We start from the raw sequence: 14,168 nt of genomic DNA, 5'->3' as shown, positions 1-14,168 counted from the left end.
CAATTCCCAATTCCCATTAAGATTGATTTCTCTCCATAAAATCCAACATAATTTGCCGATGTGTATTCCCCAAAGGGCGTACTTCGCGGGCGTTTTGCGAATAACAGTTACCTTGGTGAATATCTTCTGGGGTCAATAATCCCATATCCCAGCCTTCATTTAAAACCAGTTGATTTAATTCCACCAATAATGGTGCATGAAAGACATGACGGACAACTCTTTCGTCGGTATAACAGCCAAATTCTACAAAGGGTGGTAGCTCATAGCCGATTTCTTCTAAAATTTCTCGTTTCACTGCGATATCTGGCGTTTCACCAGGTTCGATATGACCGCCAAATAGCGCCCAGTAACCAGGGTAGAGAATACCGGGGATGTTGTCGCGTAGTTGCATAAGAAACTTGTTTTCTTGATAGAGAATTGCGATCGCTACATGCACCGGTTGATTGTTCATATATTATTAATTTTTAATTGCTGATTACTCTTCTTCTAGATAAACTTCCCCCAATTCTTTACCACCTAAAGGGATGCTTTGGTAGCGAATTTTACCCTTAATCACCACTTGCGCTCCCTTCGCTAGATTTTTTTGATTGGTGACAACCCAAATTTTGCCAGTAGAGTCATTAATTTGATAAGCCCATTGCTTCATCAGAGGAGCTTGTTTTTCTACCTGACCTTGGATGTAAACTATAGCCCGATTGTCTTGTTCTGGCTTAATTTCTCGAATTGGCGTGACATTGCTACCAATTTGGAAATTAGTCCCATTCAAGCCAGATGAGGTTAAACTACCACAACTACAAAGTCCTACCACCAATAAAGAAATCAACCCCAGGCGGTAAGAAACAATACTATGCACGGATAAGAACGAAAGGGACAAATTTCTTGTTTGTTGCATGAAAGCCACTGATTGAGCAAATTTTTGCTTCACTGCTTGCTTTGTCGCCAGTTTCATGAGGTCAGTTCCCATTTATAATATTCTTTCTCTGTGGTTTCAGAAACACGCTCTCAACTGAGCAAAAAATGTTCTGAATTTCATCCTGCAATTCTTTATTCTTCAGATAAAGCCGTTGATCTGAGAAAATAAGCATTATGGATTGACTGTGAGAGAAACGCTACGACATCAAGCAGATACACAATAATAGTTAAAAGTCAATAAGCAATATTTTTACTCTAGACTTTTGGATAAAAAGCGAATTAATTTATAATTGGGAATTTTCATGGAAACAAAAACTGCCAAACTCCTTGATGGTAAAGCAATAGCAGCAAAAATTCAGCAACAACTTTCTGTAGCAATTACACAATTACAACCAGAAATGGGACGACCCCCTGGTTTAGCAGTGTTAATGGTTGGTGATAACCCAGCGTCAGCCGCTTATGTCCGCAATAAAGAAAAAGCCTGTGCAAAAGTTGGCATCGCCTCTTTTGGTAAGCATTTTCCTGCCGAAACTACCTTTGGGGAATTACAAGAGGTAATTGCTGCACTAAACCATGATGAACGGGTGGATGGAATTCTTGTGCAGCTGCCCTTACCTGACCACTTGGATGCTGTGGCTCTACTACATCAAATTGATCCCGATAAAGATGCTGATGGACTGCACCCAGTTAACTTAGGGCGACTAGTTCGCGGAGAAATCGGTTTACGCAGCTGCACCCCGGATGGTGTGATGCGGCTTTTGCAGGAATATGAGATTCCATTGCAAGGAAAACAGGCAGTAGTGGTGGGACGGAGTATTTTGGTGGGTAAACCTATGGCGCTGATGCTACTAGAAGCTGATGCTACAGTCACGATCGCTCACTCGCGATCGCATGACCTCAAAAGCATCACCCAAAATGCTGATATTCTAATTGCAGCAGCAGGTCGTCCCGGACTCATCACTGCTGATATGGTAAAACCAGGTGCTGTTGTGGTAGATGTGGGAATGAATCGTGTCACCGATGCTAGTGGCAAAAGTCGCTTAATTGGCGATGTTGACTTTGAATCAACTGCTGGTGTAGCAGGATTTATCACCCCCGTTCCTGGTGGTGTTGGCCCTATGACTGTTGCCATATTGTTACAAAATACCTTCACCAGCTATTCCAGAGCAGCAAGAAAATGAAAGAGAGTGATGAGTTAAAAGTTAAGAATTATTAATCCTAACTCTTGTACAGACGCGATTAATCGCATCTCAACTCCTAACTCCTAATTCCTAACTCATAATTGTGAACTCTTCATTTTTTCAGCCCCACAGCACCTTAAAATTGTGACGTATAAGACAAAAATCCCAAAGTGTCAGGAATTGAAGAATGGTAGCAACTGATAACGTTCAAAAGACACCACCAGAGGAAGCCACATTTAACTTAGTAGCCTATCTCAAAGAACGACAAAAGCTTTGTGATAATGCTTTAGATCAGGCTATCCCCATCATTTATCCAGAAAAGATTTATGAGGCGATGCGCTACTCGTTATTAGCTGGCGGCAAGCGTGTACGTCCCATTCTTTGTCTTGCTACCTGTGAAATGATGGGCGGCACTATCGAAATGGCTATGCCAACGGCTTGTGCTGTGGAGATGATCCACACAATGTCTTTGATTCATGATGACCTTCCAGCGATGGATAATGACGATTACCGTCGGGGAAAGCTGACAAATCATAAAGTCTATGGCGAAGATGTGGCGATTTTGGCTGGAGACGGCTTGTTAGCACTCGCTTTTGAGTTAGTTGCCCTTAAAACCCCCCAAAGCGTTAACAGAGAGCTAACCTTGCAGGTAATTGTTCGTCTTGGCCGGGCGCTGGGGGCAGCTGGTTTGGTCGGTGGTCAAGTTGTCGATTTGGAGTGTGAGGGGAAATCAGATATTTCTCTAGAAACGCTAAATTTCATTCATAGACACAAAACATCCGCCCTTTTGGAAGCTTGCGTAGTTTCTGGCGGGATCATCGCTGGGGCATCAACTGAAGACGTGCAGCGACTGACCCGTTATGCTGAAAATATTGGGCTAGCATTCCAAATCATAGATGATATTCTGGATATCACTTCTACAAAAGAGCAATTAGGCAAAACAGCTGGTAAAGACCAACAAGCGAAGAAAGTGACCTATCCTAGCCTTTGGGGACTTGAAGAATCGCGCTTAAAAGCCCAAGAGCTAGTTAAAGTAGCTTGTGCAGAATTAGAACCATTTGGAGACAGAGCCAAGCCACTCCAAGCGATCGCTCATTTTATTACTAGCCGCAATAACTAGCAACGCTTTGCGGGATTCTAAATTCTTATACCGTAAGGGTTTCATTGATTGGGAATGGGTGGTTTATTTACACGATACTGTACTACTACCGCCCAGCAGAATTGAAAATTCAAAGTTCAAAAAGCTTATTTAATCAGCTTTTAGACAATTTTGAATAATTGATCTGTTTCCGCCGTGATGTACTAGGTTAATTTTGGATTTTGGGTTGAATCTAAATGTTTCCTCAACCAACAACCGCTGCTAATATTTACTAACCTAACCAAAATACCATGCAGGACATAGGCAACATTTTAGACAACCGGGTGCTGCTGGTTGCTCTGGTCGCTTGTTTAATTGCTCAAGCATTAAAGCTCGTAGTCGAGATCGTCAAAAATCGCAAACTGAATATCCGTGTTTTGGTGACAACTGGAGGTATGCCCAGTGCCCATTCAGCTTTAGTTACAGCTCTAGCGGCTGGTGTCGGGCAAACACTTGGTTGGGCATCTCCTGATTTTGCCCTTGCGATGGTTTTTGCCATCATTGTCATGTATGATGCAGCCGGAGTTCGCCAAGCGGCTGGTAAGCAAGCTCGTATCCTCAATCAAATGATTGATGAATTATTTCATGAAAAACCAGACTTTAGCCAAGACCGTCTGAAGGAATTACTTGGACATACACCAGTTCAGGTAATAGCTGGGTCGGCTTTGGGTATAACCATCTGTTGGTTAGCTAGTTTTGCTTATTTAAACTAGGGCAATACATCCTTGTTTGAGCGACTATTTTTAATTGGGAACTGGTAATTTGTCAACTGACAAATTACCAACTTGGTAGATCGCATCAGTATTCTAGAAAACTTAATATCACTACAATCGCACAGTTGAGCGCAGCAGAATCACTTTACGGCTATCTACTATGCTGGCAACAAAACCGCCATTGTTCAGCTTCTGCAATGTATTGTATGCTTCACTTTGATTGGTGGTATAAACTGCTAACAAGTAAGGGCGTTGTCCATAAGAAACAAAACCTACGTTACCTCCTACTGCTTGCTGCACGCTATTTACTAGTTCAGGACGATTGTAATAATCTACCAAAACTGCATAACCCTCTCCTAATGCTTGAGGATTATAGTTAACTGTTTGCTGAAGTGGCTGTTGCTGTAGTTGTGGCTGTGTTTGTGGCGGCTTTACATCTGCCGTTGTTGGTCGAGTGGTGATGATAGCAGACAAGCCAACAATATTACTTACATACCTTGCCCATCGATTGGCATCATCAATCTTTTTAAACCCCCCTATCCGCGTCACAGTTTCGTTGAGATATTTGCAGGTAATGGTTTTGAGTTCAGGCGGTAAGGCGCTACGCAACTGCTTTTGATTATCAGCTGTGGGACTGACTACTAATAAAAGATACTCGCCCGAAGTCGGTGGTTGACAAAGAGGAATGGCTTGTTGGGCAAAAACAGAACTCATGCCACCAATCAACCCTGCAATCGCTAATCCTAAAACACTTGGTAAAGTCTGAAATCTATGCACAAAAGTTAGATTATGTAAATCAAGGTGTCTTAGAAGATTTTATAAGAAAAAAGCTGAAAACCTACTTACTTCAGTGTGGGAATGGAAGGACTGTTACAAAACATATTTTCTTCTTAGCAAATAAAATTGGAGTAAAGAAGGGAATAGGTTATAGGTTACAGGGTACAGATTATTCCCTATAACCTGTCACCTATCACCTCTTCCCCATGCCCCATTCACCATTTTTAAGATACGGTAGCAAGCGATGCCAAAGCATCTGGTATTGTCTCAGAAGGAGCCTGGAATTCTCCAGTGATAACGTACTCTAAACGCAGTTTTAACCAAGTAATAAATTGGGGATTTGTAGAAATAATTGCTACTGCTGGTTGGGGACACTTTGCCTTGATTTGTGCAAATTGGGGTGCTTCCAAGAAAGCTGGTTGCTCAACCAACCAAAAATCTATTTGTTTTTCTTGTTCGTGGTAGTGACGAGTGCGTTCTTTGATAACTTCGTGTATCGGTTCTTCTTGGAGAAGAAAGCGTTGACTAGCCAAAACGTAATAGTATGTTTGCATTTTCATCCTTTGGTTGCTGTGTGAATAATGTAAGGGCACAGTACGACATTCTGTACCCTTATCAACTAACTCTTAGGGGATTTCTTGAACCAAGAACTGAACGGACAAGCACTTCCCGACTTTTGGGCATTTGTCTGTTTGCCACCAGATGTTAGCTTTTCCAAGAACAGATTATTGTCGAAGTAGTGTTCTAAGGAAATAACCTTCAAGTCATCGGTAACTTTTGCAATGCTCATACCGATAATTTCTATTGTCTCTCCAGTCGGTGCATGGCCTTTATATTCTCCATTAAAATGTCCCCAATGCCGCCATTTGAATGTGACATTTGGTGGCCCTGAGAAAACTTCCAGCACTTCCCAAGGAAATCCTTGGGGAAATGTTGTGTGGAAGACTTTTGCGGATGATTCAAAGGTTTCTTCTGAAGCTTTGTAATGCTCTGAATCAGGCATAAAGAGATTGTAAGTACCTTGGGCTGATAAATCTGCTGCGGTATACTCTACTCCGCCATTGGTACTCACACGAAACTGTTCATTGACAATAGATAACCACTGTTGTGGGTTAGCTTTGAAAGATACCTCCATCTCGAAGGTTCGCACTAAGTTTTGCACGATCGCTTCCAGTGTACCTTCAAGGTGATTGTGGATACTTTCTTGGGCAAGATTTTCTTTGGAACGAGAATAATCAGGCGGTGTCTGATAGCGCCACTCGACATCAGTGCTTTCTGCTATCACTTTATCTCTATCCTGTACCCAAAGTGGCAGGTTGTTAGACTGTGTTGCGCTCATAGAAGTTTTTGCTGAAGATTTGATCCCAATTTCCAGATTTCGCAGTGACAACCCCTCTAGGTTATAGGTTACAGGTTATAGGTTACAGGTTACAGGTTATAGGTTACAGGTTATAGGTTACAGGTTATAGTTTCTTCCCCTATTCCCTATTCCCTATCCCCTGTCACCTCTGATAGCTTGCTTCATCTCGCGGACTGCCCTTTCTATACCTACTAATGCTGCCCGACTGATGATGGTATGACCAATGTTCAGTTCTTCCATGCCTGGAAGCGCAGCCACCGGATAGACGTTCCAGTAGGTGAGTCCATGACCAGCGTTGACTCGCAATCCAGCTTGAATCGCTTGTTGACAACCTTTAGCTAATATGGCTAATTCTCGGTGGCGATTTGTTTCATCTTTAGCCTCAGCGTATTGTCCTGTGTGCAATTCGATAAACTGCGCCTGTACCTTGACAGATGCTTCAATTTGTGCTGGTTCGGCATCGATAAATAAACTAACTGGAATGCTAGCGCTTTGCAATTTATCGACTATCTCACCTATTCTAGCAATTTGGCCAATAATATCTAGTCCGCCTTCTGTTGTGACTTCTTCGCGCTTTTCGGGGACTAAAGTCACGTAATCTGGTTTGATATCCAGAGCGATCGCTAGCATCTCTTCTGTTGCGGCCATTTCTAAATTAAGATGCGATCGCACTGTTTGCCGCAATATACGCACATCCCGGTCTTGGATATGTCGCCGATCTTCGCGCAGATGCACCGTAATTCCATCAGCACCCGCTAATTCTGCCAGCACCGCCGCCGCTACTGGGTCTGGTTCTACCGTCCGCCGCGCTTGCCGGATGGTGGCAATGTGGTCAATGTTAACGCCAAGTGTAGGCACCCCAAATTTCTCCCAATTCCACAATCCTCAGAACTTGATTTTACCGGAAATTGGGGAAGTTTTGCTTGAGAGCTAAATAGAGCTTACGCATCACATATAAAGAGTTTCTATCTCCTACCTTCTCCCTCTCTGCTTCCCCTGCTTCCCCTGCTCCCTGCTCTCTGCCTCCATTGATAAAACTGAGTTAGCAAAAGCTGCTTTTTGGGCACAATACTTTAAATAAATAGCTATTTATGAAGAGTTGATGAAGTATGAATATAGCAGTTAAGCCGATGGACAAGCTTTTTAACTATCGAATTAGCGAACAACTTTATGCAGGCTCTAGAACCTTAGTTTATCGAGCAATTCGAGAGACCGATCAACTTCCGGTTGTAATCAAATTGCTTCAGCAGGAGTATCCTACCTTCAACGATCTGCTGCTATTCCGTAATCAGTACACGATCGCTAAAAATATTGACCTACCTGGTATTGTCCATCCTTACAGCCTGGAACCTTACCGCAACAGCTATGCCTTGGTGATGGAAGATTTTGGTGGTATTTCCCTCAGAGATTGGATGAACGAAACAATGAGGGGTAAGCAATATAGTCTGACAGAATTTTTGGAAATTGCTATCGCTCTGAGCAATATTCTCGACGGACTCTATCGCCATCGAGTTATCCACAAAGATATCAAGCCTGCTAACATCCTCATCAACCCAGAAACTAAGCAAGTCAAGTTGATTGACTTTAGTATTGCCTCTCTCTTATCCAGAGAAACCCAAGAAGTTCACAGTCCTAATGTCTTAGAAGGTACTCTTGCCTACCTTTCCCCGGAACAAACCGGACGGATGAATCGGGGAATTGACTATCGCAGTGATTACTATTCTCTCGGCGTTACCTTCTATGAATTGCTGGCTGGACACTTACCCTTCGAGTCTAACGATCCGATGGAGTTAGTTCACAGTCACATTGCCAAGCAACCAGAAAAATTAGGAGGTACGAGGGAAGAAGATATTCCCAAAGTTCTTTGTGACATTGTGATGAAATTGATGGCCAAAAATGCTGAAGATCGCTATCAGAGTGCATTAGGGCTGAAATTTGATTTAGAAAAATGTTTGTCTCAATTGTCGGAAATTGGCTCGATTAAATCCTTTAAATTAGGTGAGCGGGATATTTGCGATCGCTTCATCATTCCAGAAAAACTTTATGGTCGCCAAGACGAAGTTGAAAGTTTATTGAGTGCCTTTGAGAGAGTCAGTCAGGGAAGCACTGAAATTATGTTAGTAGCAGGCTTCTCTGGTATTGGCAAAACTGCTGTGGTTAACGAAGTCCACAAGCCAATCGTGCGACAACGGGGTTACTTCATTAAAGGTAAATTCGACCAATTCCAGCGCAACATTCCTTTCTCTGCCTTTGTGCAAGCTTTCCGAGACTTAATCAGGCAACTGCTGAGTGAAACTGACGCTCAATTTGAGCAGTGGAAGTGCAAAATTCTCTCTGCTTTGGGTGAGAACGGACAAGTGATGATTGAGGTGATTCCAGAACTGGAAAGTATGATTGGTAAACAGCCTCCTGCACCGGAACTTTCTGGAAGTGCAGCCCAAAATCGCTTCAATTTGCTGTTTTTGAAATTTACTCAAGTCTTCACTGCACTAGAACATCCATTGGTAATTTTTATTGATGATCTGCAATGGGCAGATTCTGCTTCTTTAAAGTTAATGCACTTATTAATGAGCGAAGTCGAAATCGGCTATCTACTGTTAATTGGTGCTTATCGATATAACGAAGTCAACCCAGTACATCCGCTAATGCTGACTTTGGAAGAAATTCAGAAACTAGGCGCTACAGTCAATACAATTACCTTAGCTCCTCTTGATCAAACATCGGTCAATGATTTGGTTGCAGATACATTGAGTTGTTCCCTAGAGTTAGCTGTACCCTTAACAGAGTTGGTATTGAGCAAAACTAAAGGTAATCCTTTCTTCAGTACCCAATTTCTCAAAGTACTACATCAAGATCAACTAATTACGTTTAATTTTGACGGTGGTTATTGGGAATGTGATATTGCTCAGGTGCGAGCGATCGCTCTTACCGATGATGTCGTAGAGTTCATGGCAATTCAACTTAAAAAGTTGTCAACAGAAACTCAAGAAATTTTGAAATTAGCGGCTTGTGTAGGAAACCAATTTGATTTAGCCGCATTAGCGATCGTCCATGAAAAATCTCAAGTGGAAACAGCCGCAGACTTTTGGAAAGCTGTGCAAGATGGGTTGATTATCCCTACTAATGAAGTCTACAAATTCTATCAAGAGGAGTCAGAATGGACTACGCCCCACTTTTCTACGTTCGCGCAGCATAGCGCAGACAGACGCTATGCAAACACTAACAGAAGTCAGAATTCAGAATTGAAGCAAGACAATTATCCTGATTCCTGCTCTTATAAATTTCTCCATGACCGCGTACAGCAAGCTGCTTATTCTCTGATACCTGAGTCTCAAAGAAAAGCTACTCATTTAAAAATTGGGCAATTACTCTTAAATAATACATTACCTGAATTAATTGAAAACAGCATCTTTGATATTGTTAATCAGTTAAATGAAGGGATTGATATAATTCATGAACAATCCCAAAAATTAGAGTTGGCTCAACTTAATCTAATTGCTGGGAAGAAAGCTAAAGCTTCCACTGCTTATAAAGCGGCAGTCAAATATTTCACATTAGGACGAGAATTACTAACAGAGGAAACTTGGCAAATTAATTACAATCTCATCTTTGATTTACATCGAGAATCTGCGAAGTGTGAATATTTAATTGGCGACTTTAATCAAGCAGAAACATTATTTAATATAGCATTAAGTAATAGTAGAGATAAGTTTGAGAAAGCAAGCATTTATGGAACTCAGATGTACCTGAAAATGACTCAGGGCGAAAATATCACAGATGGGATTAAAGCTGGTCTGAAAGCTTTAAGCATCATGGGTATGGATTTGCCTGTTACTTCTGAGAAACAACAAATTGCTATCGAAACTGAGCTTAAAGAATTAAAATCTAAACTTGCAGAAATTCACACAGCAGATTTATTCGATTTGCCTGAGATGACAGATCCAGATAAAAAGATGTGTATGGGTCTTTTAGCTGATCTTTGGGCAGCAGCTTATATGGGAGGAGATCAAAACCTTAGTTGTTTGGCTCCTCTATTAATGATCGGTTTATCCTTGACTTATGGCAATGCCGAAAGTTCCGGTTTTGCTTACTGTCTCTATGGAATGAGTCTGGCAAATCAAAGTAGTTATCAAACTGCTTATGAGTTCGGTAGGTTAGCACTAAAACTTGATCGTCACTTCAATAGTACCCAATTTATTTTTAAGACCAATAATATCTTTGCTCACACCACTAATCCCTATAATCAGCATTTAAAAACGAATTTACCGCTTTCCCAACAATCATTCCAAATCTGTCAAGAAACGGGAAATTTGGTATTTGGTGTTTGGGCAGTTTCGTTTTTGATTTGGGCAATGTTAATTAAGGGCGATCGCCTATCGGATGTTTACACGGAAACTGAAAAATATTTGAGCTACGTCCAACAGGTAAATGATGTCAATATGTTGTATGCATTTACTTTACAGCGTCAGTTTCTGTTGAGCCTACAAGATATATCTAAAAGCACCGATTTCTTAGATGATGACAATAGCGAAAATATTCCTTATATAGAAGTTTGGAGACAGAAAAATAACTTTGATCATGGAATTAATTGGTACTCTTTTCTCAAAATCCAATTGTCTTACCTTTATGGTCGCTATGAAGATGCCATTGAAGCGGCAGAAGAAGCTGAGAAAACCCTTGCTTGCAACTCTGGCTTTTTCCCAATTATTCAGTATCACTTCTATTATCCACTCAGTTTAGTAGCCCTCTATCCCAATGCGACATTAGATAATAAAAAGCAGTATTGGGACATTATCCAAGAACATCAACAAATCCAGAAAAACTGGGCGGATAATTGTCCCCAAAATTTTCTACATCGATATCTATTGCTGTCTGCGGAAATGGCAAGAATTTCTGGCAAGTATATGGATGCAATCGAGTCATACGATCGCGCCATTGCTCAAGCAAAAGAAAATGAATACATCAACGAAGAAGCTCTTGCCAACGAACTCGCCGCCAAGTTTTATTTAGAATGGGGCAAAGAACGCATTGCTCAAGAGTATTTGATTAATGCTTATTATTGCTACACCCGCTGGGATGCTAAAGCCAAAGTCGATGACTTAGAACAACGTTATCCACAACTGCTAGCGCCAATTTTACAACAGACGCGTTCACGAAGTGACTCTGCGATCGCAAACGCAAATATTGATACCATTACTACCTTGCACTCAAGCACTAATAAATCACCAACATCTAGCAGCAGTGCATCAGTAATGCTAGATTTGGCAACGGTTCTCAAAGCCTCTCAGACTCTTTCCAGTGAAATTGAACTGGATAAATTACTTACAAAACTGCTGCAAGTGGTAATTGAAAATGCTGGAGCAGATAAGTGTGCGTTACTACTGCTCAAAGAAGGTAGATTGCTAGTTGAGGCAACTACTGAAGTTGGGCAGCAATCAAGGTTGTTACAATCCATTTTTGTAGAAGATAGCGCAGACATTCCCCATAGCCTAATTTATGCGGTTAAACGCAGCCTGCAAGCTACGGTTATTCATGATGCCACAGTGCATCCATTGTTGATGGCTGATCCCTACATCATGCGTCAGCAACCCAAAAGCTTGCTGTGTATACCGATTCTCTATCAAGGCAAACTATTAGGGATTTTATATTTAGAAAACAATCTGGTTGCTGGGGCGTTTAGCAGCGATCGCGTCGAAATTCTCAATTTGTTATGTACTCAAGCTGCAATCTCCTTAGAAAACGCTCAACTTTATCAGCAAGCACAAAATACTCTAGAAAACCTGGGACAGACGGAACAATTCTTGCGGTTAATTATGGATAATATCCCTCAGTCTGTTTTCTGGAAAGACCGCAATAGTGTTTATTTAGGCTGTAACCAGAAATTTGCTCAAGCTTCGGGTGTAGAATTGCCAGAAAATGTTATTGGTAAAACAGACTACGATCTACCTTGGACTCGTGAAGAAGCAGATTGGTATGTAAAGTGCGATCGCCAGATCATAGAGTCTGGACAAGCTGAACTCAATATTATCGAAACATTACAGCAAGCAGATGGAAAAAAAATCTGGTCAAACACAAATAAAATTCCTCTAAAAGATATAGAAGGAAATATTTTTGGCATTCTTGGTACTTCTGAAGACATAACCGAAAGCCAGGAAGCAAAACAATTGCTGCAACAGCAGAAGCAACGATTAGAACAAGCTTTACAAGAACTCCAAACGATGCAATTGCAATTAGTGCAAGGTGAAAAAATGTCTGCTCTTGGTAATCTGGTGGCAGGTGTTGCTCATGAAATCAACAATCCTATTGGTTTCATTGCCGGCAACATTGAACCAGCCAAAGACTATATTAAAGACTTGTTTGCACTGATTAATCTTTATCAAGAGAAGTTTCCTAATCCTGGCTCAGATATTAAAGACGAAATTGATGCCATCGACCTGAATTATTTACGCGAAGATTTACCTAAACTACTGGAATCGATGAAATTGGGTGTTAACCGTATTCGTAGTATCAGTACCAGTTTGCGAACCTTTTCCAGAGCAGATAAGGATTATAAAGTTCCCTTTGATATTCACGAAGGCATTGACAGCACTATTCTAATTCTGAGACATCGTTTAAAAGCTAACGAAAATCGTCCGGCAATTGAGGTGGTGAAGAATTATGGCAAACTCCCCCTAGTCGAATGCTTTGCTGGACAACTTAATCAAGTGTTTATGAACTTATTAGCAAATGCCATTGATGCACTTGAACAATACAATACAGAACGGAGTTTGGAAGCCATTTTAGCAAACCCCAATTGCATCACCATTCAAACCCGTGTAGCAAACTCAGGTCAGAATATCTTGATTAAGATTGCCGATAACGGGGTGGGGATGTCACCGGAAGTCAAGGAACGAGTATTTGACCATTTATTCACTACCAAGCCTGTAGGAAAAGGCACTGGATTAGGATTAGCGATCGCTCGTCAAATTGTGGTAGAAGGACATGGCGGTTCACTCTCCTGCACTTCAGAACTTGGACAAGGCACAGAGTTTGTCATTCAAATTTCTACTCAACAACAATAATTAGTGCTGAGTGCTGAGTGCTGAATGCTAGAGTAATTTCCACTTCAATACTTTTCGGTTTTTGGGGTAAAGCGTAAAGGGAAGGGAAAAACCTGATAGTCTCAAGCAGCAAGCACTGTTAAAAACACGGCAAGGTGAGAATGATATTAATAATTGGTTAGCCATTCAGAAGACAGAAATCAAAACTTTGGCAAATTCTGTTGTGGTGCAATCGCTATTGTTCAAGCTTTATCAACAAACCTAGACAAAAATCATACAAGTGATTTTTTGGCTAATTTCTACCCTCATTCTCAAAGACGATATACTTTAAGAAAGTTGATTTTTGAATTTAATCTGCTCTAACAGCTACTACATCAACTCTCTGAGGTGATATGCTTTTAAAACTGCAACAAATTATTGTTAAACCTGGTCAACAAATGTTGCTCAAAGATATTAGTTGGCAGCAGTTAGAAAATATTTTAGAAAAAATGGGAGAAAAGCGTGCCTCACGTATCTCTTATAGTCATGGCTGGTTAGAAATTATGGTTCCCTTACCAGAGCATGAAAAAGATAAAGAACTTATTGGTGATTTAGTCAAAATTTTGTTAGAAATTTTGCAAATAGATTTTGAACCTTTTGGCTCGACTACGCTTAAAAATGAGCGGATGCAACAAGCAGTAGAACAAGATACCAGTTTTTATATTCAAAATCAAGCTGCTGTCATCGGTAAAAATCGCATTGATTTAACTATAGACCCACCACCAGATTTAGCAATTGAAATTGATATTACTTCTCGCACTCGATTTGAAAATTATGAAATTTTGGGAGTTCCTGAACTTTGGCGACATACACAACAAGGTTTAGAAATTTACTTGCTAAAAGAAGGAAAGTATATAAAATCTGGCTCTAGTCCTAATTTTCATAATATTCCAATTGTTGAATTAGTCAATAAATATGTACAGCAGTGTTTAACAATTGGTAGAAGCCAAGCTATGCGTAATTTTCGAGATTGGGTTAAGGATAATTTATAACAATCCGATCGCTATT

The 14,168-nt window shown here is 40.9% G+C and carries 11 protein-coding genes; 5 read left to right on the top strand and 6 right to left on the bottom strand.

The features are described 5' to 3' along the window. Positions 1-16: 16 nt before the first annotated feature. Positions 17-451 carry an NUDIX hydrolase gene (locus tag GJB62_RS17675; protein ID WP_114084693.1) on the bottom strand — a complete coding sequence of 145 codons (435 nt, stop codon included), beginning with the start codon at positions 449-451 and terminating at the stop codon, positions 17-19. A 24-nt stretch (positions 452-475) separates the two neighbouring features. After that, entirely contained in the window at positions 476-949 is a 474-nt protein-coding gene (locus GJB62_RS17670) for a hypothetical protein (RefSeq protein ID WP_258551480.1), read from the bottom strand. Positions 950-1,214: 265 nt separating this feature from the next. Here GJB62_RS17670 and folD point away from each other — a divergent pair, with 265 nt between their 5' ends. From folD to GJB62_RS17655, 3 genes are all read left to right on the top strand, one after another. Continuing rightward, positions 1,215-2,093, top strand: coding sequence for a bifunctional methylenetetrahydrofolate dehydrogenase/methenyltetrahydrofolate cyclohydrolase FolD (folD, locus tag GJB62_RS17665; protein WP_114084694.1), 879 nt, complete (start codon positions 1,215-1,217; stop codon positions 2,091-2,093). A 187-nt stretch (positions 2,094-2,280) separates the two neighbouring features. Then, positions 2,281-3,213, top strand: a complete 933-nt coding sequence (crtE, locus tag GJB62_RS17660) for a geranylgeranyl diphosphate synthase CrtE (protein WP_114084695.1) — start codon at positions 2,281-2,283, stop codon at positions 3,211-3,213. Positions 3,214-3,482: 269 nt separating this feature from the next. Beyond that, a complete protein-coding gene (locus tag GJB62_RS17655) occupies positions 3,483-3,944 on the top strand; it encodes a divergent PAP2 family protein (RefSeq protein WP_114084696.1) in 462 nt (153 codons plus the stop codon). A 111-nt stretch (positions 3,945-4,055) separates the two neighbouring features. Here GJB62_RS17655 and GJB62_RS17650 read toward each other — a convergent pair whose 3' ends face one another. From GJB62_RS17650 to GJB62_RS17635, 4 genes are all read right to left on the bottom strand, one after another. Continuing rightward, complete coding sequence (locus GJB62_RS17650; protein WP_114084697.1) at positions 4,056-4,721, bottom strand: hypothetical protein; 666 nt, start codon at positions 4,719-4,721, stop codon at positions 4,056-4,058. Positions 4,722-4,945: 224 nt separating this feature from the next. Beyond that, positions 4,946-5,275 (bottom strand): MgPME-cyclase complex family protein, encoded by a 330-nt coding sequence (locus GJB62_RS17645; RefSeq protein ID WP_114084720.1) that lies wholly within the window; start codon positions 5,273-5,275, stop codon positions 4,946-4,948. Between the two features lie 65 nt (positions 5,276-5,340). Further along, positions 5,341-6,060, bottom strand: coding sequence for a SnoaL-like polyketide cyclase (locus tag GJB62_RS17640; protein WP_114084698.1), 720 nt, complete (start codon positions 6,058-6,060; stop codon positions 5,341-5,343). A gap of 153 nt (positions 6,061-6,213) precedes the next feature. Further along, a complete protein-coding gene (locus GJB62_RS17635; protein ID WP_114084699.1) occupies positions 6,214-6,939 on the bottom strand; it encodes a pyridoxine 5'-phosphate synthase in 726 nt (241 codons plus the stop codon). Positions 6,940-7,190: 251 nt separating this feature from the next. On the opposite strand from GJB62_RS17635, the gene GJB62_RS17630 reads away from it, so the two are divergent. Both GJB62_RS17630 and GJB62_RS17625 read left to right on the top strand, forming a co-directional pair. Next, entirely contained in the window at positions 7,191-13,142 is a 5,952-nt protein-coding gene (locus GJB62_RS17630) for an AAA family ATPase (RefSeq protein ID WP_114084700.1), read from the top strand. Between the two features lie 371 nt (positions 13,143-13,513). Next, the gene (locus GJB62_RS17625; RefSeq protein ID WP_114084701.1) at positions 13,514-14,152 is read left to right on the top strand and encodes a Uma2 family endonuclease; all 639 of its coding nucleotides are present in this window, start codon (positions 13,514-13,516) and stop codon (positions 14,150-14,152) included. Positions 14,153-14,168 lie beyond the last annotated feature (16 nt).

The organism is Nostoc sp. ATCC 53789 (assembly GCF_009873495.1).
Lineage (GTDB): Bacteria > Cyanobacteriota > Cyanobacteriia > Cyanobacteriales > Nostocaceae > Nostoc > Nostoc muscorum_A.
The sequence above is the reverse complement of the archived record's forward strand: the minus strand, read 5'-3'. Positions and strand labels throughout refer to the sequence as shown.